A 22,461-nucleotide genomic window follows, 5' to 3' on the forward strand; every position below is an offset into this window, starting at 1 on the left:
GCTCAGGGCACGCGAAAAAGCCGGTCCGGCCGCCGAAGCGGCCGAACCGGCCAGAATGTCCAGCTCCGAAGGTAGGCTGTCAGTCCTCGTCGGACTTGCCACCCTGCATGCCGGAGGAGATCAGCTCCATCACCGTGGAGTCCTGCAGGGTCGTGACGTCACCGAGGGAACGGTTCTCGGCGACGTCCCGCAGCAACCGGCGCATGATCTTGCCGGACCGGGTCTTCGGCAGCTCCGGCACCAGCATGATCTGCCGGGGCTTGGCGATCGGCCCGAGCGTACGGGCGACGTGGTTGCGCAGCTCCTGGATCAACGCCTCGCCCGCGTCGCCGGCCGTGTCGGCGCTGCCCCGGGGGATCGCGAACGCGACGATCGCCTGACCGGTCGTCGGATCGGTCGCGCCGACCACCGCCGCCTCCGCCACCGACGGGTGCGACACCAGCGCCGACTCCACTTCGGTGGTCGAGATGTTGTGCCCGGACACCAGCATCACGTCGTCGACCCGGCCGAGCAGCCAGACGTGCCCGTCGGCGTCCTTCTTGGCCCCGTCACCGGCGAAGTACATCGTGTCGAACCGCGACCAGTAGGTGTCGATGAACCGCTGGTCGTCACCCCAGATGGTGCGCAGCATCGACGGCCACGGCTCGCGCAGCACCAGGTAGCCGCCGCCCCCGTCGGGCACCGACGCACCCTGGTCGTCGACCACGTCGGCGCTGATCCCCGGCAGCGGGGTCATCGCCGAACCCGGCTTGGTCGCGGTCGCGCCGGGCAGCGGCGAGATCATGATCGCCCCGGTCTCGGTCTGCCACCAGGTGTCCACGATCGGACACCGGCCGGCACCGATGTGCTCCCGGTACCACATCCAGGCCTCCGGGTTGATCGGCTCACCGACGCTGCCGAGCAGCCGCAGCGAACCCAGGTCGTACTTGGCGGGGATGTCCTCGCCCCACTTCATCATGGTGCGGATCAGCGTCGGCGCGGTGTACAGGATGCTCACCTTGTACTTCTGCACCAGCTCCCAGAACCGGCCCTTGTGCGGGGTGTCCGGGGTTCCCTCGTACATCAACTGGGTGGCACCGTTGGACAGCGGCCCGTACACGATGTAGGAATGCCCGGTGACCCAGCCGATGTCGGCGGTGCACCAGTAGACGTCCGTCTCCGGCTTGAGGTCGAAGACCGCGTGGTGGGTGTACGACGCCTGGGTGAGGTAGCCGCCGGTGGTGTGCAGGATGCCCTTCGGCTTGGCCGTGGTGCCGCTGGTGTAGAGGATGAACAGCGGGTGCTCGGCGTCGAACGGCTGCGCCTCGTGCGTGCTGCTCGCCGTCTCGACCGTCTCGTGCCACCAGTGGTCCTTGTCGGTCCAGGCGACATCCTCGCCGGTACGCCGTACCACCAGCACGTTCTCCACCGACGGACACTGCGCGACCGCCTCGTCGACGGTCGGCTTGAGCGCCGACGGCTTGCCCCGGCGGTAGCCGCCGTCCGCCGTGACGATCACCTTGGCGCTGGCGTCGCGGACCCGGCCGGAGAGCGCGTCGACGGAGAACCCGCCGAAGACCACGTTGTGGGTGGCGCCGATCCGGGCGCAGGCCAGCATCGCGACCGCGGCCTCCGGGATCATCGGCAGGTAGATCGCCACCCGGTCGCCGGCGGTGACGCCGAGGTCGGTCAACGCGTTCGCCGCCTGGCAGGTCATCCGGTGCAGTTCGGCGTAGGTGATGGTGCGGGTGTCACCCGGCTCGCCCTCCCAGTGGATGGCGACCCGGTCACCGGCGCCGGCGGCCACGTGGCGGTCCAGACAGTTGTACGCGACGTTGAGCTGACCGCCGACGAACCACTTGGCGAACGGCGGGTTGGACCAGTCCAGCACCTGGTCCCACTCCTTGGCCCAGTGCAGCCGGCGGGCCTGGTCCGCCCAGAAGCCGAGCCGGTCGGCGGCCGCGGTGTCGTAGGCGGCCGCAGTGACGTTGGCCGCCCCGGCCAGTTCGGCCGGCGGCTCGAACCGCCGATTCTCCTGAAGTAGGTTCTCCAGCGTTTCGCTCATCCGTGGGGCTCCTCACACGTCGCTTGACTTGCTCCGAGGTTAGTGTCGCGGTCCAGCCGGCACGAGAGTTGTCGGATACCGGGGTACCCACCACGCGCCGAAAGGCCACACCCGCGCGGCGGGCGGTTGCTCGCGCCGGCTTGTACCGTGGCCGACGTGACAAGGACCGATCCGCTCGCCCCGCTGCTGGACCTCGCCGACGTGGCACCGGCGCTGGCCGCCGTCCGCGAACAGGTCGACGCCGCGCTGCGGCACCGCGCCCTGCGCCGCCACGGCGGAGCGGTCGCGGCCGAGGTCAGCCTGCGTTCGGCGGTCGCCAGCGCCGCGCTGGAAGGCCACCCGCACCCGGTCGCCGACGTCCGCGCCGGCACGGTGACGGACCCGGTGACGCAGGGGGCGCTGCGGGTGGCCGAGGCGGTGCCCGGGCTGGCCGACCGGTGGCCCCGTACCCCCCGTCAGGTCCTGGCCAGGTTGCACGTGCTCGCCGCCCGCGACCAGGTCCCGGCCGACCAGCTGGGGCGTCCGATCAGCGGTACGCCGGCCGTCGCCGCCCGGCTGGACGGGCTCGCGGAGCTGGTCGGCGGCGGTACGTCGGCCCCGGCGCTGCTGGTGGCCGCGGTGGTGCACGCCGAACTGCTCGCGCTGCGCCCGTTCGCCGGCCCGAGCGGGCTGGTCGCCCGGGGTGCCGGGCGGCTCACCCTGGTCGCGGCCGGGGTGGATCCCCGTGGCCTGCTCGCCGTCGAGGTCGGCCACCGCGAGCGCGAACCGGAGTACGTCGGCGCGGCCGGTGCCTTCGCGACCGGTACGCCGGACGGCATCCGCTCCTGGCTGCGGCACTACCTCACCGCGGTCGAGTTGGCCGCGCGGGAGCTGACGACCGTCGCCGACGAGGTGCTGGCCACAGCCTGACCCGCCGGTCCGGTCCTCCTGGTGCGGCGGGTCTCGTCGGTGTCGTCAGACCGAGGTGGCCCGGGTGCGGCGGTGCCGGCCGTACCAGGCGATGCCGATCGCGACCCCGACCCCGACGCTGAGCGCGGCGGCGGCGACCGGCACGGCCGGACGTTCCCGCAGCCGACGCCCGAGCGGTACGGGGTGGCGGAACGCCAGCACCGGCCAGCCCTGCTCGGCGGCGATCCGACGCAGTTGCCGGTCCGGGTTCACCGCGCTGGGGTGCCCGACGCATTCCAGCATCGGCACGTCAGTGTAGGAATCGGAATAGGCGTAGCACTCCGCCAGGTCGTAGCCACGCTGCTCGGCCAGCTCGACGATGCCCGTCGCCTTGGCCGGACCGGCGGCATAGAACTCGATGTCGCCGCTGTAGCGGCCGTCCTCGACCGCCATCCGGGTGGCGATGACGTCGGTGATCCCGAGCAGCTCGCCGATCGGCCGGACCATCTCCTCGCCGGAGGCGGAAACGAGCACCACGTCCCTGCCTGCGGCCTGGTGTTCCTCGATGAGCGCGGCGGCCTCGGCGTACACGTACGGGTTGATCAGCTCGTGCAGGGTCTCGGCGACGAGCTGGCGGACCTGCTCCACCGGCCAGCCCTTGCACAGCGCGGCGAGGTAGTCCCGGGTGCGGGCCATGGTCTGCTCGTCGGTGCCGCCGAGGCGGAACAGCAACTGCGCGTACGCCGACTTGACCACGTCCCGGCGGGTGATCAGCCCATCGCGGTAGAAAGGCCGGCCGAACGCCAAGGCGCTGGACTTGGCGATGACGGTCTTGTCGAGATCAAAAAAAGCGGCGCTGCGGCCCACGACGCTGAAGTCTAGCCGTACCGCGCCGCTGTCGGCGGTCCCCGGGGTGGCCCCCCGGGCGGGACCAGCGGGCAGCCCCGGTTACTGACCGTTGGATCAGCGGCCGGGCGGCTGCGGCCGCTGCTCGGGTCGGCTGCCGTTACGCGACTCGCCGGAAACACCACTCGACGTGTGGCGGTCCGCTCAGGCATGCTTGTTTGTGACACGGTTTCATCTCCCGGGTCGCGGCATCCAACAGACGCTCGGCGGTTGCACCCCCCGTGACCGCTGAGAGGGTTCGGCTCGACCCCCCCGGAGCCGAACCCCAGACGACCCCCGCCATCCCCCCGGCGGGGGTCGTCGCTATCTCCAGGTCGGTGCCCGGCGGTTCGCGTGCCGCCCTCGCTGTAGCAGATCAACTGGCTGTCCACGGCGTTGTCCACAGGCGGCCCGGTTGTCCACAGGCCGCCCGGTCGACAGCGCGCCGGGCCCAGATCTGCACCCAGAGTTACGGCATCCCTCACCGACCGCAGGAGGTCCGGATGCCGCCGCGTACCAGCACCGTCGTACCCCGCCGGCTGCCGCTGGTCGTCACCGCCGACGAACGGCTCCTCGACGACCTGCTGCGCCTCGCGGCGCTCGCCGGCACCGAGGTCGACCTGGCCGCCGACCCCGTGGCCGCCCGCTCCCGGCAGGCCGTCGCCCCACTCGTTTTGGTCGGCGCCGACCAGGCCGACGCCTACCTGCGGGCCCGGCTGCCCCGCCGACCCCGGCTGGTCCTGGTCGGCCGCGCCGACCAGGAGCCGCCCTGGCAGATCGCCGAGGTGCTCGGTGCCGAGCACGTCGCGATCCTGCCGGCCGCCGAGCCGTGGCTGGTCGACCGGTTCACCGACGACGGCGACGCCGAGCGACCAGCCGCGGCGGTCGTCGGGGTGATCGGCGGCCGGGGCGGGGCCGGCGCCAGCGTGCTGGCCGGTGCCCTGTCGGTCACCGCCGCCCGGCGTGGCCTGCGCAGCCTGCTGGTCGACGCCGACCCGCTCGGCGGCGGCCTCGACCTGGTCCTCGGCTGGGAGCAGATCGACGGCCTGCGCTGGCCGGCCCTGGCCGACAGCGACGGCCGGATCGACCCGGCCGCCCTCGCCGTCGCCCTGCCCTGCCGGGGCGACCTCGGCCTGCTCTCCTGGGACCGGGGCGAGCCGCTGCCGTTGCCCGCCGCGACGATGACCGCCGCGCTCGACGCCGCCCGGCGGGAGCGGGACCTGATCGTCGTCGACCTGCCCCGCCGGCCCGACGACGCTGCCGTCGCCGCGATGCACCTCACCGACCGGGTCCTCGTCCTGGTCCCGGCCGAGTTGCGGGCCACCGCCGCGACCGCCCGGGTGATCGCCCGCATCCACCGGCACTGCACCGACCTGTCGCTGGTCGTGCGCGGGCCGGCACCGGGCCGGCTACGGGCCCGGGAGATCGGGCGGACCCTCGGGCTGCCGGTGACCGGGGTGCTGCAGCCTGAGCCACGGGTCAGCCGTGGGCTGGAGCGCGGCGAAGCGCCGGGTGCGTCGGGTCGCGGCCCGTTGGCCGAGTTGTGTCAGCGGATCGTCGCCGGCCTGGTCGACCGTACGGCGGCAGCGTCGTGACGACCGGTCCGGCTCGTTCGGACGCGGGCGACCGACGTTCCGGTGATGCGGCCTCCAGGCACACGCCGTTATCGCAGTTCTGCTATATTGGCCAGGCGTCGTGGCCTGTCTACTACCACCCCGAGGCGGAAGCGGAGTTGCGTGAGTTGCGAGCCGCTGAGCGTGTGGCGATCGGCCATGCAGTAGACAAACTGGTAGCAATCGGGCCAAACCTTGGGTACCCGCACTCGAGCGACATCAAGACAGCCACAAACCTTCGGGAGCTACGCCCACGAGCCGGCCGTAGCCGCTGGCGAGCCCTCTATCGCCAGGTCGGCAACGCCTATGTCATCGGAGCCATCGCCCCCGAGGTGAGCGTCAACCAACGAGCCTTCCGAAAGGCAATCGCGGTAGCTGAGAAGCGCATCGACGAAGTGAGGGGCGACGAGTGATGAACCTGTCCGATCTGAAGACCTCGGCCCAAGTCCACGACGAGCAGCGCCACGACCCAGAGTTCAGCTCGGAGTGGAACCGCACAGCGTTCGCTAACGATGTCGCACTGCGCATCTTGCGCTACCGCCGGGAGCATGGCCTCACTCAGACGGCGCTCGCCCGCGAGGTCGGGATGACCCAGTCGGTGATCGCGCGCCTTGAGTCGGGCGACCAGCCGCCGTCGATCGCGACCCTGGCCAAGCTGTCGAAGGGTACTGGCATGGACTTTGAGGTGCCCCGAGGATTCCGGACAGGGAGCCAATAAGGTTACCCTGTAAGGAAAGTCGAGGGAAGAAGCACGATGGCACGCATAAGCTCATACACCCCAGAGTTCCGTGAAGAAGCAGTGCAACTCGTTCTACAGTCGAACAAGCCAGTGTCGCAGGTTGCCCGGGAGATCGACGTTCACCCGGAGACGCTCCGTTCCTGGGTCCGCCAGTACCGGCGGGAAAACAGCGGCGCCCAGGACAGCCCACCGATCGGCGTCGACGAGCGCGCTCGACTGAAGGAACTCGAACGTCGCAACCGGGAACTCGAAATGGAGAACAGCTTCCTGAAAAAAGCCGCGGCGTACTTCGCGAAGGACCCTCGGTAACGAGCTTGTACGAGTTCATCGAGACGATGCGACTCGACACCGCGAAGTACGCCTACCCCGTCGACTTCATGTGCGAACAACTCGGCGTGTCCAGGTCCGGATACTACGAATGGCGAACCCGCCCCGACTCCGCGACCGCCACCCGCCGCGCCCACCTTCGATCGGCATCGAGGAGGTGTTCGCCGCGTCCGACGGCACCTACGGGCATCGACGTGTCCACGCGCAACTGCGGCGCCAGGGCGTGTCCGCCGGGCCGGAACTCGTCCGCCAGCTGATGCGCGAGCTCGGGCTCGTGCCGTGCCAGCCCCGCCCGAGGCGGTGGGGTCTCACCCAGTCGTCGTCCGGCACGGTGCCTGACCTCGTCGGCCGGGAGTTCACCGCCGACGCGCCTGGCGAGAAGCTCGTCGGCGACATCACGTACATCCCGACCGGCGAGGGGTGGCTGTATCTGGCGACCGTCATCGACTGCTGCACGAAGGAAGTCATCGGATACGCGATGGACGACCACTACCAGACGCCGTTGATATCCCGCGCCATCCGTAACGCCGCCCGGAATCGCGAACTCAGGAAGAACGCCATCTTTCATTCGGACCGGGGCAGCAACTACATGTCGGACGACTACGGCAGAACGCTGCGGGATCTGAGGTTGCGGCGATCTGCTGGCCGGACCGGAACTTGTTTCGACAATGCGATGGCGGAATCGTTCTTCGGTGCGCTGAAGAACGAACGCGTGTCGCGTGTGAAGTATCCCACTCGTGAGGCGGCACGCCGGGACGTTACTGCCTACATCGAATTCTGGTACAATCGTCAGCGTCTGCATTCAGCGGTGGGCTACCGACCTCCCCGGGAAGTCCACGCAGAGTTCGAGAACCTTCAAATCGCGGCGTGAAAGAACCGGCCGAACCACTGTCCGGAAAACGCGAGGCCCCTCACTTCAATATCAAGGTCAGCAGTGGTGCTGTCGAGTTCATCGCAGCCTGACCGCCTGCCCTGACGCCAGCGTATGCCCCTGGTCCCGTTCATGGGATCAGGGGCAGGCGTTCAGTGAGTTCAGAGGTCGAACTGGCCGACCTTGATTCCCTGGACGAAGCCGGTCCAGGTGCCGGCGGTGAACGACAGGATCGGCCCGGCCTGGTCCTTGCTGTCACGGACCTGGGCGGCTTGGGCGACGAACCGGGCTTCTACACAGTCACCGGACGAACCAGACCGGGTGTTCTTGCGCCACGCCGAGTCCACGTCATGCTCCTTCTGCTGAGTCGGCTGCCGATGCCAGACCTCGTAGTAGCCCTGAGGGCTGACACGCGCCTCGCTCGTCGCGCGTCGGTCGGCCCTTGGGCCCTGGCAAATCCGTTGATCGTCGTGACGGCAGCATCCGCGATCATGTTTCTGGTGCCCTGCGCGATGCGCCGATAGTACGGTGCCCGGACATTATCAAGGCCTTGGCCGAGCTCATGCGAGCCATCCGCTCTGAAGGTCGAGGCGAGGCGACGTGACCAGCAATCGGGCAGTTGGTGTACATCTCGCCCGTCACGCTGAGTGTTCGTACATGTGTCGGAGGTGCAGTGCTGGGCATGGAGTCGCCGACGTACACGACTCTCTAAAATCACACAACATCTTGTGTGCAGGTCTCGTCTAGGCGGCACATGTAGACGGGTCGTCGAACTGCGCGGGTGTGTGATCAACTTGACGGGGCTGGGTCCGGCCCCTACGCTTCGTGACCGAGGCAGAGAAAAGGACCCCAGACCCAGATGGTCGAAGGTCCGACATCCGGGCTGAGGTCCACTGCAACTTGGCAGGTCGCAGTGTGACCTTACAACGGGTGTGCCCTGACGCGCACGGCGAGTCGGGCACAGTTGTCCGGGATGGCTCTGCCTCGCTGTGCGCTGCCGACAGACGGCAGGCGCCCCGGAAGGTGAGCAAGTGGAAATCCAGATCCATTACTCGAGCAACCCGACGCAGCAGTACTACTGGCAGATCGTTGCCAGCAACGGCCGGATCCTCGCCACGTCGGAGACGTACTACAACAAGAGCGACGCGATGAGCGCCGCCCGGTCCGTCAAGTACCAGGCGGGCTCCGCTCCGATCGTGGACCACACCGTCGGGTCGTCGTCGTACGGCCGTTGGTGATCTGACGCCCCGATCTGCCCTCGGTCCCATGCCTGGGATCGGGGGCAGCCGGTCAGCGAGTTCAGAGGTCGAACTGTCCGACCTTGATCCCTCGGACGAAGCCGGTCCAGGTGCCGGCGGTGAACGACAGGATTGGTCCGGCCTGGTCCTTGCTGTCACGGACCAGGACTGCTCGGTTGGGGCTGGCGACCTCGACGCAGTCCCCGCCGGCGTTGCTGCGGGTGCTCTTCTTCCACACGAGTTCGGTCATGTCAGTTCCTCCGCGATCGATGAGATGAGTTTGCGAGACTGCGCCTCGCTCAGTGCCGTGGACTCGACGGTTGACCAGACCTCCTCGTACGCCGCCGCCTCGGCGGGCTTGTCGAGGTAGAGCGCACCGGTCAGCCCGTCGGCGTAGACGATCGTCGGTTCGTCGGAACCGTCGAAATCCAGGATGGTGAACGCGCCGTTCGCCAACGTAGCGCGGTGCAGGCCCGCGCTGAACGGCACCACCCGGACGGAGACGTTGGGTTGGCGGCTGACGGTGACGATCTGGTTCAGCTGCTCAGCGTCGATGTCGCGCCGGAGCACGGCCTCGTCGAGGATGATGTCGACCTGCGGCGCGGGTGGCGTGGCTCGGGTCAGTAGCGCCTGACGGTCGAGCCGCAAGGCAACCCCTCGGTCGACGTCCTCGCGCTTCATGTCGGGGCGTCCGGCCTCATATACCCGGGTCGCGTACGCCTTGGTCTGCAGGAGGCCGGGGATCAGGTGTGCCTCGTACTTGCGCAGCCGGGTCGCGCCTGACTCAAGGCCGACGTACAGCTCGAACCACTCAGGGATGGCATCGCCGTACGAGTGCCACCAGCCACGGGCCCTGGTTTCCTTGGCGAGACCCATCAACGCCTCGGTGATTTCTGGTGACGCTCCGTACACCTTGCACATGGCTTCGACGTCGAGGGACCGCATCGACGTCGCACCGGTTTCGATGCGCCAGATCTTGGGCGTGGACCATTCCAGCGCGGTGGCCGCAGCCTTCACGGTCATGCGGGCCTCCTCGCGGAGCTGCCGTAGATGCCTGCCGAGCTGTCGCCTCGGGACGGTCGAGCCGGTGTCGGTCGTCACTGGATTCTCCTCTCCGCGACTACACACCGGGCGACATTCGCACTCGATATGTAGCACCCATCGACCACGCTCGGCAATGAAACATCACTAGATGAAGTATCGTCAAGTGTTTCATCTAGAATGTAATATTGCATTGATCATGGTTCGTGAGAACCATGGTTGCTGGGTGTGGCGGTCGGATGACCGATAGGCCCGGCCGTCACATCCCCTCACTGAAGGAGGGGCTCATGACCCAGCGCATCACCTACGAGGCGTACGTCGTCGCGGTCGCACGGACTCTGGCCAGGCGACATCGGCCGGTGTGGTCCTGGAGCAAGTGGCAGCAGGTCTGTCGGTGCGGGTCGGCGTTGCCCTGCCGGGCGCGGCACCGGATACCGATCAACCGGGGCCACTGGCCGGAGGATGGCGAGTGAGCGTCCACATTCCGATCCAGCCGGCGTGGACCTGCGCGGGATGCGCGGATCCCTGGCCCTGTCACAGCCGTCGTCAGGAACTGCTCGCGGAGTACGCGGGGGCAACGGTGTCGCTGTCGGTCTACATGGCGACGTGCCTGCTCGACGCGATGATCGACCTGGCCGACGACCGCAGCGGCTACCTGTACTGGCGCTTCATGGGGTGGTGGCGCTGATGTCGGTCATCCGGCCCGGCGACGAGGACATGCACTTCGAGGACGGCTCGCACCGCTGGTACCCGTTCGATCCCGCCGACGACGACCAGCAGGCATGGGAGGACCGGGTGCGCGAGCACCAGCGCCAACACCGCGAGGAGGAGCCGCGCCCACGCCGGCGCTGGCCACGCCGTTCGATCTGACCCGGTCGATTCGGTGCCCCGGTTGCCATAGCAGATCACCTGCGCCGGGAGGAGTTATCCACAGGCAGGTCGGTTGTCCACAGGCTGTCTGATCGGCCAGGCGTGGACGCCGTGTCGACGTCCACAGTTTCGGCATCGCTTCCTGATCTGTAGGAGGGCTCAGATGCCGCCGCCGTACCCCACCGCGATGCACCGCACCAACCCGCCGCTCGTCACCGCCGAGGGGCGAACCCGGGGTGACGTCGCGGGCCAGGTCGATCGTGCGGCGGTGGCGGCCCGGGTGCGGGAGCGGTTCGTCGCGGACGGTACGCCGGTGACGCCGGCGTCGGTGGTCAGTGCGGTGCGGGCCGAGCCTGGGGCGGCGTTGCGCGGTGACGCCGGGTTGTTGCGGCTGGCCGACCGGGTGCACGGGGAGTTGGCCGGCGCCGGGCCGTTGGCGCCGTTGCTGGCCGACGTACGGGTGACCGATGTGCTGGTCAACGGCGTGCAGGTGTGGGTGGACCGGGGTGGCGGGCTGGAGCGGGCCGCGGTGGCGTTGCGGTCGGTCGACGAGGTACGGCGGTTGGCGCAGCGGCTGGCGGCGGCGTGTGGGCGTCGGCTCGACGACGGTTGCCCGTACGTCGACGCCCGGTTGCCGGACGGGACGCGGTTGCACGCGGTGTTGCCGCCGGTGGCGGCGACGGGTCCGTACCTGTCGTTGCGGACGTTTCGGCAGCGGCCGTTCCAGTTGGCGGAGCTGGTGGCCAACGGCATGGTCGACGACCGGGTGGCGCAGCTGCTGCGGGCGGTGGTGGCCGGCCGGTTGGCGTACCTGATCGCGGGCGGGACGGGGTCGGGCAAGACGACCCTGTTGAACACGATGCTCGGGCTGGTGCCGGCCGGTGAGCGGATCGTGATGGTGGAGGACGCGGCGGAGTTGCGGCCGGAGCATCCGCATGTGGTGACGCTGCAGGCGCGGACGGCCAACGTGGAGGGTGTCGGGTCGGTCGGGCTGGGGGAGCTGGTCCGGCAGGCGTTGCGGATGCGGCCGGACCGGCTGGTCGTCGGCGAGTGCCGGGGCGCCGAGGTCGTCGATCTGCTGGCCGCGCTCAACACCGGCCACGACGGCGGTGCCGGCACTCTGCACGCCAACGCGGCCAGCGACGTACCGGCCCGGCTGGAGGCGTTGGGGCTGCTCGGCGGGCTGCCGCGCGCCGCACTGCACGCGCAGATCGCCGCCGCGATCCAGGTCGTCGTCCAACTGCGCCGGATCGGCGGGCGGCGGGTGGTCGACGCGGTGTGCCTGCTCACCCCGCAGGGCCCGGACCAGCTGATCACGGTCACCTCGGCCTGGCGGCGCGGTGCGGGCCCGCAACCGGCCGGGCCGGCCCTGGCCCGGTTGCTCACCGAACGCGGCGTACCGGTGCCGGCGGTGCTCGACGGCGGGGGACCGCGATGACCCCGCCCGGCCCACCAGACCGGCCCGACCCGCCGCGCCGGCGTCCCGGTCCGCTACTACTTCGGCGCTGGTCTCGCCCGTTGCGGCCACGGAGCTACCGCCGTCGGCTGCTGGCGGTGACCGGCCCGGCCCCGACGCTGCCGGCACCGACCGCACCGGCGAGCACCCAGGTCAGCGTCCGGCTGCGCGCCGGGGCGCGGTGGCTCGGCGACGCCGCCCGCAGGCATCCACGCTGGACGCTGGTCGCGTTGGCCGGCGGCGGTGGGCTGGCCGCCGGGTGGCTGGGCGGGCCGGTGGCGGCGGTGGTCGCCGCCGCGTACCTGGGGCTCGGCCTGCGGACGGCGGCGGTCCGCGCGGCCGGCAAGGCCCGACGGGACGGGCGGGTACGGCAGGTGGACGCACTGGCCGCGTACGCCGCCGACCTGCGGGCCGGCCTTCCGGTGCAGCCGGTGACGCTGACGGCCGTACCGGCGGACGCCGCCGCGACGCGGCTCGCGCACCTGTCGGCCGCCGCCGTACGGCTGGCGGAACGCACCGGCGCGCCTCTGGCCGACCTGATCGAACGGATCGAAGCCGACGCCCGGGCGGTGGACCGGTCACGGGAGGCGGCGGCCGCGCAGGCCGCCGGGGCGCAGATGACGGCCTGGCTGCTGGCCGGTCTGCCGGTCGGCGGTCTGGCGCTCGGCTACAGCATCGGAGTGGACCCGTTGGCGGTGCTGCTGCGGACCCCGACCGGTGCCGGCTGCGCGGTGGCCGCCGTCGCCTTGCAGGTCGCCGGGCTGGCCTGGACCGAGCGGCTGAACCGGGCACCGGAGGCGACCAGCTGATGGCGACCAGCATCCGTGCGCCGCTGCGGGTCGCCGCCGGGCCGGTCACGGCGCGTGCTGCCCGCCGCAGGCTGGCCCGCCTCGGCGGGGAACCGGCACCGGAGTTCGATCTGTCCCGGCTGGTGCGGCCGGTCGCGGCACTGTCCGGCCTGGCGGTGCTGGTGATCGGCGGCAGCGGGTGGTACCTGCCGGTGGCCGTCGGGGTCGCCGTCGGGGTCGACCGGTCGCTGCGGCGGATCGAACCCCCGTCGGTACGCCGTCGACGGCTGCGCGCCGCCGCTGACCTGCCGTTGGCCGCCGACCTGTTGGCGGCGGCGTTGCGCGCCGGAGCGCCGGTGGATCAGGCGGTGGTCGCCGTGGCCGACGCCGTCGCCGGGCCGCTCGGTGCCCGGCTGGGCCGGGTGGCGCGGGCGTTGCGGCTCGGGGCGGAACCGGTCGAGGCGTGGCGGCAGCTCGACGCGGTGCCGGGCGGCGACCGGCTGGCCGCCGCCGCGGTGCGCTCCGCCGCCAGCGGAGCGGCTCTCGCCGGTGCGGCGATCCGGCTCGCCGACGACCTGCGGGCCGGCCGTTCGGCGGCGGCCGAGGCGGCGGCCCGTCGCGCCGGGGTGCTGATCGTGCTCCCACTCGGGCTGTGTTTCCTGCCCGCCTTCATTCTCGCCGGCCTGGTGCCGGTGATCGTCGCCGTCCTCGGCGACGTCCTCTGAGGAAAGGAACGACCATGCGGTTGACGAAGGTTCCGCTCGACGCGGCGACGACGACAGCGGAGGTGACGACAGCGGAGGTGACGACAGCGGAGGTGACGACGACAGCGGAGGTGACGGCGGCCGGCGCGTCCGGCCGGCCCTCGGGTGGCCGGTGGCGTGCCCGGTTGGCCCACCGGCTGCGCGACGACGCCGGGATGAACACCGCCGAGTACGCCGTCGGCACCCTGGCCGCCGTCGCCTTCGCCGGGATCCTGCTGAAGGTGCTGACCAGCGACGGTGTGCAGGCAGCCCTCGCCTCGGTGATCGATCGGGCGCTCGGATGAGGCCGCGCCGGCGGACCGGCGGTGACCGGGGTTCGTTCACCGCCGAGTTGGCCGCCGGTCTGCCGGCGCTGGTCCTGCTGCTGGCGGTCGGGCTCTCGGCCGTCGCCGCCGTGGTCACCAAGGCCGAGTGCCTCGACCTGGCCCGGTCGGTCGCGTTGGCCACCGCCCGTGGCGACCGTACGGCGGCCCCGCCCGGCCCGGCCGGGGCCGAGGTCCGCGTCGTCGTGGACGGTGACCTGGTCACGGTGACCGTCCGGGCACCGTTGCGGGCGTTGGGTGCCCGACTCGGGCCGGCGGCGGTCACCGCCTCGGCGACCGCCGCCCTCGAACCCGGTACCACCGACGCGCCGGGGAGGGCCGACCAGCCCAGCTCCACCGACGTGCCCGGCTCCACCGACGGCACCGACGCCCCGGTGGAGCACCGGTGACCGTGGGCCAGCGTCGGTCGGATCCTGCAGCCGGCGACCGGCAGCGGGGCAGTGCCAGCCTGTGGCTGCTCGCGGTCGGGTTGACGCTGGTCGCCGCCGGTACGGCCGGCGCGCTGATCGGTGCGGTCCGCCTCGCCCGCCAGCAGGCCTCGGTGGCGGCCGACCTGGCCGCCCTGGCCGGTGCCGCCCGGGTGTTCGCCGGCCCCGACGTCGCCTGTGCCCGGGCGGCCGAGGTCGCCGGGCGCAACGGCGGACGGCTGCGGGTCTGCACCGTCGACGGGCTGGAGGTCGTCGTCACCGTCGAGGTGACGTTGCCGCCGGCCACCGGCGTCGACCGGCCGGTGACCGCCACCGCCCGTGCCGGGCCACTCCGGGCCGATCCATGGGGAGGCGCCGACGCGCAGGACTGAGCCGGAGATCAGCGGGCCGGACCGTCGGCGGTGGTGGCGTGCATCGCCCACCGCGAGATGACCTGATGGATGTTGTAGAGGCGTTGCTGGATCAATTCCAGGCGCTCGGCCTGCGCCAGGGACGCGTACGCCTGGGCCAGGGCTATCTGCTGGTCGACGGTGAGGTTCTGCTGGTCGATCGAGTAGAGCAACTCGACGGTCTCGGTCACGGTGTCGGCCACGGCGTTCTCCTCCGGCGACGTGCTGGAAGCGCTCCCATGACCTAATCTATCCAGATCAGCTGAGATCTATGCCAGCAAATCAACCAGGATCCGATGGTTGATCGGCCGATGTCGGCGGCAGGTTCGTCAACACCACGTCCAGCACCCGCACCGCGTCGGCCTTGCCCAGCGGGTTGTTGCCGTTGCCGCACTTGGGTGACTGGACGCACGACGGGCAGCCGGTGTCGCAGCCACAGGCGGCGATCAGGTCACGGGTGGCACCGAGCCAGGTGCGGGCCGCCCGGTACGCCCGTTCGGCGAAGCCGGCACCACCGGGGTGGCCGTCGTAGACGAACACGGTCGGTGCCTCGGTGTCGGCGTGCGACGCCGTGGACAGGCCGCCGATGTCCCACCGGTCGCAGGTGGCGACCAGCGGCAGCAGGCCGATCGCCGCGTGTTCGGCGGCGTGCAGCGCACCCGGTACGTCGGCCGGGTCGATCCCGGCGGCGGCGAGCGCGGCCGGCGACGCCGTGAACCACACCGCGACGGTACGCAGCTGCCGGGCCGGCAGGTCCAGCGGTCGGGTGTCCAGTACCTCGCCCGAGCCGATCCGCCGCCGCTGATAGGAGACGATCTGGCTGGTCACGTCGACGTCACCGACGAACAGGCCGACCGGTCCGGCGTCGCGGTACTCGCGTACCGACACGACCGACAGTGAGGTCACCTCGCGGGCGTGGGTCGACCAGTCCGGCTCCTCGGCGTGCACCAGGGCGTAGGCGTCGGCCAGGTCGAGGTCGTCGACGACGTACGACACGCCCTGGTGCAGGTAGACCGCGCCGGGGTGGACCAGAAAGTGCGACGAGCCGGGGTCGACGGTGCCCAGCAGCCGCCCGGTGGCCTCCTCCACCACCTGGACCGGCGCGCCGCCCTCACCGCGCAGGTCCACGTCGGGTCGACCCGCCGCCGTCCAGTACCAGCCGGTCGGCCGACGGCGCAGCAGCCCGGCCGCGACCAGTTCGTCCAGCGTCTGCTTGACCACCGCGCCGCCGAACAGTTCGACGTCGGCCGAGGTGAGCGCCCCTTCGGCGGCGGCGCAGCACAGTTGCGGCCCGAGCACGTACGGGTTCGTGGGGTCGAGCACGGTGGCTTCGACCGGCCGGCCGAAGACCGCCTCCGGGTGGTGCACGAGGTACGTGTCGAGCGGGTCGTCGCGGGCGATCAGCACCGCCAGGGCCTCCCGTCCGGCCCGGCCGGCGCGCCCCGCCTGCTGCCACAGCGACGCCCGGGTGCCGGGGTAGCCGCAGATCAGCACCGCGTCCAGACCGACCAGGTCCACGCCGAGTTCCAGCGCGTTGGTGGTGGCCATCCCGAGCAGTTCGCCGCTGGCCAGGGAGCGTTCCAGCGCGCGACGTTCCTCGGCGAGAAACCCGGCCCGGTACGCCGCCACCCGCGCGCCCAGCCCGGGGACCGCCTCGTCCAGGGCCCGGCGGGCGGTGGTGGCGACCACCTCGGCACCCCGCCGGGAACGGACGAACGCCAGCGTCCGTACCCCGGCGGAGACGGCGTCGGCGAGCAGGTCGGCGCTTTCCCGCAGGGCGGAGCGGCGGGCCGGGGTGAGGTCCTCGGTGTCGGCGCGGGCGCCGGGCAGCAACGGCGGCTCCCACAGGGCGAACGTCACCGCGCCCCGAGGCGCCCCGTCCTCGGTCACCGCCGTCACCGGCAGCCCGGTCAGCTGCCCGGCGGACTGCTCCGGCGCACCGGAGGTGGCCGACGCGAGAACGAACGTCGGCCCGGCCCGGCCGTCGACCCCGGCCCGGCCGGCAGCGCCAGTCCGGCCGTCGACCCCGCCCCGGCGGGCAGCGGGTACGCCGGGCTGCTGGCGGACCCGGCCGTACCGCTCGGTCTGTCGGCGCAGCCGACGCAGGACGTGTGCCACGTGGGAGCCGAAGACCCCCCGGTAGCTGTGGCATTCGTCGACGATCACGTACGTCAGCCGGCGCAGGAACTGCGACCAGCCGTTGTGCCCCGGCAGGATGCCCCGGTGCAGCATGTCCGGGTTGGTCAGCACGAAGCGGGCGTGCTGGCGGATCCAGGCCCGTTCGCTCTGCGGGGTGTCGCCGTCGTAGCAGGCCGGTCGGACGCCGTCCAGGCCGAGCCCGGCGACGGTCCGCAGCTGGTCGGCCGCGAGGGCCTTGGTCGGTGCCAGGTAGAGCACGGTGGCCCGGGGGTCGGCCAGCAGCGTCGCCAGCGCCGGCAGCAGGTACGCCAACGATTTTCCCGAACCGGTGCCGGTGGCGACGACGACGTGGCGTCCGGCGCGGGCCAGCTCGGCGGCGTACGCCTGATGTTGCCAGGGCCGGTCGACCCCACGGGCCGCCAGCGCCGCGCGCAGCTGGTCCGGCACCCAGTCGGGCCACGGCACGCTCACCCCGTCCCGGGCCGGCAGCCGCTCGACGTGGGTGACCGCGTCCGGCCCCTGCCGGGGCAGCTGCCCGCCGGCCCGCCAGCGGCGCAGCAACCCCGCCGGGTCCGGTGCCGGCCCAGGCGTTACGGTGGCGGGTGAGGTCACCACTGCACTCTCGCACTGGTGTGCGGACGTCGGCACCCCGGGGGCGCACGCGGTCGACGGACCGGCAGCCGCGCGGCGCGGGTGTGCCGGTCGGTGGTTAGATGCCAACAGCACGCGTCGCAGCCGAGGAGGAGACCGATGGAGCTGTCGTTGTCGACTCGCACGGCGGGCGAGCACACGGTGCTGGAAGTCGGCGGCGAGGTGGACGTCTACACCGCTCCACGCCTGCGGGAGCGGCTGATCGAGCTGATCGACGCCGGCAGTCGCAAGATCGTGGTGGATCTGCGGCGGGTCGACTTCCTCGACTCCACCGGACTCGGTGTGCTGGTCGGCGCGCTCAAGCGGCTGCGCCCCGCTGGCGGCACCTTCGGGCTGGTCTGCGACAAGGAGCCGCTGTTGAAGATCTTCCGGATCACCGCGCTGGACCAGGTCTTCCCGATCTTCCCGACGGTCGAGGCCGCCACCGGCGACGGACCGGACGGCCCACTCGGCGTAGCTCCGACGGCGTGATGGCCACGGTCCGCCTGTCGTTCTCCCCGGCACCGGTGCACGTGCGCACCGCGCGCCTGGTCGGCGTCGCTGTCGCGCGTCGTGCCGGTGTCGCCGAGGAGCTGCTCGACGAGGTGCGGTTGGCGATCGGTGAGGCGTGCACCCGGGCGGTCGCCCTGCACCGCCAGTACGGGCTGGCCGACCTGGTGCAGGTCGAGATGTCCGATGAGGAGACGTACACCGTACGGGTGATCGACCGGGCGCCGATCGAGGCCGGTCTGGGGCTCAGTGCGTTGCCGCCGGACGAGCTGGCCGACGAGTCGCTGACCGACGAGGCGTTGACCGTCGGCGTGGGCTTCGCGCTGCTGGCCGGCTTCGTCGAGGATCTGCAGGTGCGCCCGGTCGACGAGGGCATCGGCACCGAGGTACGGATGGTCTGGCCGGTCGGCCGCTGATCCCGCTGATCCCGTTGCACGCAGCCGCTGGATCGTGCCGTTGGGCGGTCCATCGATGCCACCCACCGCAGCGTCGATGCCACTGAGCGCAATGTCGGCGAGTGCCCCCAAACCGACGAAGATCAACATCGGTCGTCACATAATTCTCGCTGCCTGCGAGAATGATCCACAACTCGGTGGGTAGACGGTGTGACCTGGCTTACCTCGGGCCGCTAGAGTACGCGGGTTATCACCAACTGTCCTGGCCCCACAAACCGTGGGCGCCAGCAGACCTCGTTGCTCCCCGCGTGGAGTCGCCCCGACGGTTCGTCCACCGGCCGGGGCGAGCGTTCGGTACAGGAGGACACTGATGTCCGGGACCACCTTGGCCGCCGAAGGCGGCGGGCTGTCCCTTACCGGCTCACACCTGACGTACGTCGTCATCGCCGCGGTCATCGCGCTGGTGGCACTGGGTTTCGCCGCCGCCCTGGTACGGGCGGTGCTGGCGACCGGTAAGGGCACCACGAACATGCAGGAGATCGCCGGCGCCGTGCAGGAAGGCGCGTCGGCGTACCTGTTCCGCCAATTCAAGACCCTCGGCGTGTTCGTCGTACTCGCCGTCGTACTGCTGTTCCTGCTGCCCGTCCACGAGACACAGGGCAGCGAGACGATGGTGAAGATCGGCCGGTCCGTCTTCTTCGTGGTGGGCGCGGTGTTCAGCGCCTTCATCGGCGGCGCCGGGATGGCCCTGGCCACCCGGGCGAACCTGCGGGTCGCCGCCGCCGCCGGGACCGGCCAGGGCGGCCGGGAGAACGCGATGAAGATCGCCTTCCGCACCGGCGGTGTGGTCGGCTTCCTGACCGTGGGTCTCGGCCTGTTCGGCGCGGCCCTGGTGGTGGTCATCTACCGGGTCGACGCGCCGACCGTCCTCGAGGGCTTCGGCTTCGGCGCCGCCCTGCTGGCCATGTTCATGCGGGTCGGCGGCGGCATCTTCACCAAGGCCGCCGACGTCGGCGCCGACCTGGTCGGCAAGGTGGAGCAGGGCATCCCGGAGGACGACGCCCGTAACCCGGCGACCATCGCCGACAACGTGGGCGACAACGTGGGTGACTGCGCCGGCATGGCCGCCGACCTGTTCGAGTCGTACGCGGTGACCCTGGTCGCCGCCCTGATCCTGGGCCGGGCCGCGTTCGGCGAGGAGGGCCTGGTCTTCCCGCTGATCGTCTCCACCATCGGCGCGGTGATCGCGCTGTTCGGCGTACTGATCACCCGGCTGCGCCCGTCGGACCGCAACGGCATGGTGGCGATCAACCGGGCCTTCTTCACCTCGGCGGTCCTCGCCGCCGTACTGGTCGCCATCGCCGCCTTCCTCTGCCTGCCCGGCAGCTGGACCGACCTGCTCGGCGACGACTGGCGTACGCAACTCGGCGTCGACGACGGCGTGGACCTGCCGCTGTCCCCGGCCGGCCTGGCCATCGGCTCCGTGATCATCGGTATCGTGCTGGCCGCCGCGATCCAGCTGCTCACCGGCTACTTCACCGAGGTGCACCGCCGCCCGGTGCAGGACATCGGCAAGAGCTCGCTGACCGGCCCGGCCACCGTCATCCTGGCCGGCATCAGCGTCGGCCTGGAGTCGGCCGTCTACTCGGCGCTGCTGGTCGGCGCCGCCGTGTTCGGCGCGTTCCTGCTCGGCGGCGGCTCCATCACCCTGTCGCTGTTCGCCGTGGCGCTGGCCGGCACCGGCCTGCTCACCACGGTCGGCGTGATCGTGGCGATGGACACCTTCGGCCCGATCTCCGACAACGCGCAGGGCATCGCCGAGATGTCCGGCGACATCGACGAGGCCGGTGCCCGCACCCTCACCGAGCTGGACGCGGTCGGCAACACCACCAAGGCGATCACCAAGGGCATCGCGATCGCGACCGCCGTACTCGCCGCGACCGCGCTGTTCGGCTCCTACACCGACACGGTCAGCATCGCCCTCAACGACGCCGGCATCGACGACGTCCCGGCGTACCTGGCCGACTCGCTCAACGTCGCCAACCCGGGCAACCTGGTCGGTCTGATCATCGGCGCCGCGGTGGTCTTCCTCTTCTCCGGCCTGGCGATCAACGCGGTGTCGCGCTCCGCCGGCGCCGTCGTGATGGAGGTCCGTCGCCAGTTCCGGGAGCACCCCGGAATCATGGAACGGACCGAACGGCCGGAGTACGGCAAGGTCGTCGACATCTGCACCCGCGACGCCCAGCGGGAACTGCTCACCCCGGGTCTGCTGGCGGTGCTGGCACCGATCGCGGTCGGCTTCGGCCTGGGCGCCGGTGCGCTCGCCGCGTACCTGGCCGGTGCGATCGGCACCGGTGTGCTGATGGCGGTCTTCCTGGCCAACTCCGGTGGCGCCTGGGACAACGCCAAGAAGCTGGTCGAGGACGGCGCGCACGGCGGCAAGGGCTCCGAGGCGCACGCGGCGACGGTCATCGGCGACACCGTCGGCGACCCGTTCAAGGACACCGCCGGCCCGGCGATCAACCCGCTGCTGAAGGTGATGAACCTGGTGGCGCTGCTGATCGCGCCCGCCGTGATCATGTGGGGTGTCGGGACCGACCAGAACGACCCGCTGCGGATCACCATCGCCGTGGTGGCCACGCTGATCGTGGTGGCCGCCGTGGTGTTCACCAAGCGCAAGCCGATGGCGATGGGCGAGAACATCGGCGACGGCCCGGCCGGCGGCGCGACCGGCTCGGAGACGGAGCGGGTGAGCGTCTGACCCGTCCGGTGGCCCCGGGCGGCCCGCGCACCCCTCGCGGGTGGGCCGCCCGGGGCCACCGGCATCGACGTATCGTGCCACCGGCGGCGGGCCGTACGGCTGTCGGCGCCGGTGCGTACGCTGCACATCATGGGAGCGCACCACGTGGGATCCACCGCCCGGACCACAGTGGTGCTCGTCGTCGCCGTACTGACTCTGGCCGCCTGCGGCGGTGGGCCGAGCCCGGTCATGTGGGCCGCCGAGGTCTGCACCGCGCTGCGCCCGTGGCGGGCGGAGATCAGCAACCTGACCAGCAGCACCCAGCAGCAGATGACGGCGCAGACCACCCCGGCGCAGGCCCAGGAGAACCTGGTGCGGCTGCTCGCCGGGGCGGAGGCCGCCACCGAGACCGCCCGGACCCGGGTGGCCGACGCCGGGATCCCCGACGCCGACCAGGGCGAGCAGGTCGCCGCCGGCTTCGTCGCGTCGCTCGGTGCCGTACGGGACGCGTACGGCAAGGCCGAGAAGGGGATCGCCGGGCTGGACGCCAGCGGTCCGTCGGACACGTTCTACGACGGGGTCGAGGCGGTGCTGGCGACGCTCACCGACGACTACCAGCGCAGCGCGTTGGACACCAGCTCGTTGGATTCCGCCGAACTGAACCGGGCCTTCGACGAGGTCCCGGAGTGTCGCTGACCCCGCCGGTCGAGCCGTCCGCCGGTGCCCTGACCGCGCGGCAGTTGTCCCTGTTCGGGGTGGCGGCGGTCGATCCGACGCCGGGCGATCTGGCGGGCCTGCTCGCCGGGCCGGGCCGGATCACCCGGATGGGCGGTACGGTCCGGGTGTCGGTGCGGGTCGACCATCCCTGGCGGGTGCACGTGCTGGTGGCCGAGCTGCGGCTGCGCGGGTTGACGCCGAGCTGGCGGCAGCTGCCGGAGGGCGGCGGCCTGGTGGTGCGGACCGCCTACACGGCGGTGCTGGCCCGGTTGGGCACCGACTGGCTGCGTCCACCGCTGCTGGTCAAGCGGCCGCCGGCGGGCTTTCACCTGGCCGGGCAGCGGCTCCGGCTGTGGGCCGCCGCCGCTGGCCTGCGCGACCAGCTCGGCTACCGGCTCGGCCTGGACGCGGCGGACGCCGACAACTGGCCCCAGGTGGGTGCGGCGCTCGCCGCGATCGGCCTGCCGGCGGTGCTGCTCGACGCCGGGTCGGGTGGTCCGGCGTACCGGATCGTCGGCCGGCGGCGGCTGACCCGGCTGACGGAGCTGCTCGGCGACCGGCCCGCCGCCGCCCCGGTCGACGGCTGGGCGTGACGCGGGGAGAGCTGGGCGTGACGCGGGGAGCTGGGCGTGACGCGGGGGACAGGTACGGTTTTCGTCGGTATTC

26 protein-coding genes and 1 pseudogene are annotated in these 22,461 nt (G+C 71.5%); 20 read left to right on the forward strand and 7 right to left on the reverse strand.

Translation table 11 applies throughout. The features are described from left to right. Positions 1 to 79: 79 nt before the first annotated feature. Positions 80 to 2,044: an acetate--CoA ligase gene (acs, locus tag ACN28F_RS17925; protein WP_421358762.1), complete on the reverse strand. Its 1,965-nt coding sequence runs from the start codon at positions 2,042 to 2,044 to the stop codon at positions 80 to 82. Positions 2,045 to 2,200: 156 nt separating this feature from the next. Here acs and ACN28F_RS17930 point away from each other — a divergent pair, with 156 nt between their 5' ends. Beyond that, positions 2,201 to 2,953, forward strand: coding sequence for an oxidoreductase (locus ACN28F_RS17930; RefSeq protein WP_421358763.1), 753 nt, complete (start codon positions 2,201 to 2,203; stop codon positions 2,951 to 2,953). Positions 2,954 to 2,998: 45 nt separating this feature from the next. Here ACN28F_RS17930 and ACN28F_RS17935 read toward each other — a convergent pair whose 3' ends face one another. Further along, entirely contained in the window at positions 2,999 to 3,799 is an 801-nt protein-coding gene (locus tag ACN28F_RS17935) for an HAD family hydrolase (RefSeq protein WP_421358765.1), read from the reverse strand. Positions 3,800 to 4,320: 521 nt separating this feature from the next. Here ACN28F_RS17935 and ssd point away from each other — a divergent pair. The 4 genes and pseudogenes from ssd to ACN28F_RS17955 all read left to right on the forward strand — a co-directional run bounded on the left by ssd (position 4,321) and on the right by ACN28F_RS17955 (position 7,367). Continuing rightward, positions 4,321 to 5,412, forward strand: a complete 1,092-nt coding sequence (ssd, locus tag ACN28F_RS17940; protein ID WP_421358767.1) for a septum site-determining protein Ssd — start codon at positions 4,321 to 4,323, stop codon at positions 5,410 to 5,412. Further along, positions 5,409 to 5,843 carry a type II toxin-antitoxin system RelE/ParE family toxin gene (locus ACN28F_RS17945; RefSeq protein WP_353850504.1) on the forward strand — a complete coding sequence of 145 codons (435 nt, stop codon included), beginning with the start codon at positions 5,409 to 5,411 and terminating at the stop codon, positions 5,841 to 5,843. The genes ssd and ACN28F_RS17945 overlap by 4 nt, the downstream gene beginning before the upstream one ends. After that, complete coding sequence (locus tag ACN28F_RS17950) at positions 5,843 to 6,148, forward strand: helix-turn-helix domain-containing protein (protein ID WP_421358769.1); 306 nt, start codon at positions 5,843 to 5,845, stop codon at positions 6,146 to 6,148. The genes ACN28F_RS17945 and ACN28F_RS17950 overlap by 1 nt, the downstream gene beginning before the upstream one ends. A gap of 36 nt (positions 6,149 to 6,184) precedes the next feature. After that, positions 6,185 to 7,367, forward strand: a pseudogene (locus tag ACN28F_RS17955) (IS3 family transposase). Positions 7,368 to 7,528: 161 nt separating this feature from the next. Here ACN28F_RS17955 and ACN28F_RS17960 read toward each other — a convergent pair. After that, positions 7,529 to 7,714 carry a DUF397 domain-containing protein gene (locus ACN28F_RS17960; protein ID WP_421358771.1) on the reverse strand — a complete coding sequence of 62 codons (186 nt, stop codon included), beginning with the start codon at positions 7,712 to 7,714 and terminating at the stop codon, positions 7,529 to 7,531. 684 nt (positions 7,715 to 8,398) lie between these two features. Between ACN28F_RS17960 and ACN28F_RS17965 the strand changes: the two genes are divergently transcribed. Continuing rightward, positions 8,399 to 8,605, forward strand: a complete 207-nt coding sequence (locus ACN28F_RS17965) for a YegP family protein (RefSeq protein ID WP_289209079.1) — start codon at positions 8,399 to 8,401, stop codon at positions 8,603 to 8,605. 61 nt (positions 8,606 to 8,666) lie between these two features. On the opposite strand, the gene ACN28F_RS17970 is transcribed toward ACN28F_RS17965, so the two are convergent. Together ACN28F_RS17970 and ACN28F_RS17975 are read right to left on the reverse strand one after the other, a co-directional pair. After that, a complete protein-coding gene (locus ACN28F_RS17970; RefSeq protein WP_289209080.1) occupies positions 8,667 to 8,855 on the reverse strand; it encodes a DUF397 domain-containing protein in 189 nt (62 codons plus the stop codon). Continuing rightward, positions 8,852 to 9,706, reverse strand: a complete 855-nt coding sequence (locus ACN28F_RS17975; protein ID WP_289209081.1) for a helix-turn-helix domain-containing protein — start codon at positions 9,704 to 9,706, stop codon at positions 8,852 to 8,854. Before ACN28F_RS17975 ends, ACN28F_RS17970 begins: the two co-directional genes overlap by 4 nt. A gap of 227 nt (positions 9,707 to 9,933) precedes the next feature. On the opposite strand from ACN28F_RS17975, the gene ACN28F_RS17980 reads away from it, so the two are divergent. The 9 genes from ACN28F_RS17980 to ACN28F_RS18020 all read left to right on the forward strand — a co-directional run bounded on the left by ACN28F_RS17980 (position 9,934) and on the right by ACN28F_RS18020 (position 14,646). Continuing rightward, on the forward strand, positions 9,934 to 10,119 hold the full coding sequence (locus tag ACN28F_RS17980) for a hypothetical protein (protein ID WP_421358773.1): 186 nt from the start codon (positions 9,934 to 9,936) through the stop codon (positions 10,117 to 10,119). Continuing rightward, complete coding sequence (locus ACN28F_RS17985) at positions 10,116 to 10,334, forward strand: hypothetical protein (protein WP_289209083.1); 219 nt, start codon at positions 10,116 to 10,118, stop codon at positions 10,332 to 10,334. The genes ACN28F_RS17980 and ACN28F_RS17985 overlap by 4 nt, the downstream gene beginning before the upstream one ends. Then, complete coding sequence (locus ACN28F_RS17990; protein WP_282224249.1) at positions 10,334 to 10,516, forward strand: hypothetical protein; 183 nt, start codon at positions 10,334 to 10,336, stop codon at positions 10,514 to 10,516. Before ACN28F_RS17985 ends, ACN28F_RS17990 begins: the two co-directional genes overlap by 1 nt. 163 nt (positions 10,517 to 10,679) lie before the next feature. Further along, entirely contained in the window at positions 10,680 to 11,954 is a 1,275-nt protein-coding gene (locus tag ACN28F_RS17995) for a TadA family conjugal transfer-associated ATPase (protein WP_421358776.1), read from the forward strand. 116 nt (positions 11,955 to 12,070) lie between these two features. Next, on the forward strand, positions 12,071 to 12,781 hold the full coding sequence (locus ACN28F_RS18000) for a type II secretion system F family protein (RefSeq protein ID WP_421358778.1): 711 nt from the start codon (positions 12,071 to 12,073) through the stop codon (positions 12,779 to 12,781). Then, a complete protein-coding gene (locus ACN28F_RS18005) occupies positions 12,781 to 13,485 on the forward strand; it encodes a type II secretion system F family protein (protein WP_421358780.1) in 705 nt (234 codons plus the stop codon). Before ACN28F_RS18000 ends, ACN28F_RS18005 begins: the two co-directional genes overlap by 1 nt. A gap of 194 nt (positions 13,486 to 13,679) precedes the next feature. After that, positions 13,680 to 13,808 (forward strand): DUF4244 domain-containing protein, encoded by a 129-nt coding sequence (locus ACN28F_RS18010; RefSeq protein ID WP_282229464.1) that lies wholly within the window; start codon positions 13,680 to 13,682, stop codon positions 13,806 to 13,808. Continuing rightward, on the forward strand, positions 13,805 to 14,236 hold the full coding sequence (locus ACN28F_RS18015; RefSeq protein WP_289209087.1) for a TadE family type IV pilus minor pilin: 432 nt from the start codon (positions 13,805 to 13,807) through the stop codon (positions 14,234 to 14,236). Before ACN28F_RS18010 ends, ACN28F_RS18015 begins: the two co-directional genes overlap by 4 nt. Then, a complete protein-coding gene (locus ACN28F_RS18020; RefSeq protein WP_421358783.1) occupies positions 14,233 to 14,646 on the forward strand; it encodes an Rv3654c family TadE-like protein in 414 nt (137 codons plus the stop codon). The genes ACN28F_RS18015 and ACN28F_RS18020 overlap by 4 nt, the downstream gene beginning before the upstream one ends. An 8-nt stretch (positions 14,647 to 14,654) precedes the next feature. On the opposite strand, the gene ACN28F_RS18025 is transcribed toward ACN28F_RS18020, so the two are convergent. After that, positions 14,655 to 14,867, reverse strand: a complete 213-nt coding sequence (locus ACN28F_RS18025) for a hypothetical protein (protein ID WP_289209089.1) — start codon at positions 14,865 to 14,867, stop codon at positions 14,655 to 14,657. Between the two features lie 79 nt (positions 14,868 to 14,946). Continuing rightward, on the reverse strand, positions 14,947 to 17,415 hold the full coding sequence (locus tag ACN28F_RS18030) for a DEAD/DEAH box helicase (RefSeq protein ID WP_421358784.1): 2,469 nt from the start codon (positions 17,413 to 17,415) through the stop codon (positions 14,947 to 14,949). A 138-nt stretch (positions 17,416 to 17,553) separates the two neighbouring features. Between ACN28F_RS18030 and ACN28F_RS18035 the strand changes: the two genes are divergently transcribed. The 5 genes from ACN28F_RS18035 (at position 17,554) to ACN28F_RS18055 (ending at position 22,388) form a co-directional block, all read left to right on the forward strand. Next, positions 17,554 to 17,925 carry an STAS domain-containing protein gene (locus tag ACN28F_RS18035; protein WP_282224242.1) on the forward strand — a complete coding sequence of 124 codons (372 nt, stop codon included), beginning with the start codon at positions 17,554 to 17,556 and terminating at the stop codon, positions 17,923 to 17,925. Beyond that, the gene (locus ACN28F_RS18040; protein ID WP_289209091.1) at positions 17,922 to 18,359 is read left to right on the forward strand and encodes an ATP-binding protein; all 438 of its coding nucleotides are present in this window, start codon (positions 17,922 to 17,924) and stop codon (positions 18,357 to 18,359) included. Before ACN28F_RS18035 ends, ACN28F_RS18040 begins: the two co-directional genes overlap by 4 nt. Positions 18,360 to 18,708: 349 nt before the next feature. After that, on the forward strand, positions 18,709 to 21,099 hold the full coding sequence (locus ACN28F_RS18045; protein ID WP_421358787.1) for a sodium-translocating pyrophosphatase: 2,391 nt from the start codon (positions 18,709 to 18,711) through the stop codon (positions 21,097 to 21,099). 129 nt (positions 21,100 to 21,228) lie between these two features. Further along, the gene (locus tag ACN28F_RS18050; protein ID WP_421358789.1) at positions 21,229 to 21,774 is read left to right on the forward strand and encodes a hypothetical protein; all 546 of its coding nucleotides are present in this window, start codon (positions 21,229 to 21,231) and stop codon (positions 21,772 to 21,774) included. Beyond that, entirely contained in the window at positions 21,765 to 22,388 is a 624-nt protein-coding gene (locus tag ACN28F_RS18055; RefSeq protein WP_289209094.1) for a hypothetical protein, read from the forward strand. The genes ACN28F_RS18050 and ACN28F_RS18055 overlap by 10 nt, the downstream gene beginning before the upstream one ends. The last annotated feature ends 73 nt before the right edge of the window (positions 22,389 to 22,461 follow it).

This window comes from Solwaraspora sp. WMMA2101, assembly GCF_049179175.1.
GTDB lineage: Bacteria > Actinomycetota > Actinomycetes > Mycobacteriales > Micromonosporaceae > Micromonospora_E.

Coding starts and splice junctions, on each gene's coding strand:
- acs (WP_421358762.1), bottom strand. CDS start 2,044: ATGAGCGAAACGCTGGAGAACCTACTTCAGGAGAATCGGCGGTTCGAG.
- ssd (WP_421358767.1), top strand. CDS start 4,321: ATGCCGCCGCGTACCAGCACCGTCGTACCCCGCCGGCTGCCGCTGGTC.
- ACN28F_RS17950 (WP_421358769.1), top strand. CDS start 5,843: ATGAACCTGTCCGATCTGAAGACCTCGGCCCAAGTCCACGACGAGCAG.
- ACN28F_RS17970 (WP_289209080.1), bottom strand. CDS start 8,855: ATGACCGAACTCGTGTGGAAGAAGAGCACCCGCAGCAACGCCGGCGGG.
- ACN28F_RS17980 (WP_421358773.1), top strand. CDS start 9,934: ATGACCCAGCGCATCACCTACGAGGCGTACGTCGTCGCGGTCGCACGG.
- ACN28F_RS17990 (WP_282224249.1), top strand. CDS start 10,334: ATGTCGGTCATCCGGCCCGGCGACGAGGACATGCACTTCGAGGACGGC.
- ACN28F_RS17995 (WP_421358776.1), top strand. CDS start 10,680: ATGCCGCCGCCGTACCCCACCGCGATGCACCGCACCAACCCGCCGCTC.
- ACN28F_RS18005 (WP_421358780.1), top strand. CDS start 12,781: ATGGCGACCAGCATCCGTGCGCCGCTGCGGGTCGCCGCCGGGCCGGTC.
- ACN28F_RS18010 (WP_282229464.1), top strand. CDS start 13,680: ATGAACACCGCCGAGTACGCCGTCGGCACCCTGGCCGCCGTCGCCTTC.
- ACN28F_RS18015 (WP_289209087.1), top strand. CDS start 13,805: ATGAGGCCGCGCCGGCGGACCGGCGGTGACCGGGGTTCGTTCACCGCC.
- ACN28F_RS18035 (WP_282224242.1), top strand. CDS start 17,554: ATGGAGCTGTCGTTGTCGACTCGCACGGCGGGCGAGCACACGGTGCTG.
- ACN28F_RS18045 (WP_421358787.1), top strand. CDS start 18,709: ATGTCCGGGACCACCTTGGCCGCCGAAGGCGGCGGGCTGTCCCTTACC.
- ACN28F_RS18050 (WP_421358789.1), top strand. CDS start 21,229: ATGGGAGCGCACCACGTGGGATCCACCGCCCGGACCACAGTGGTGCTC.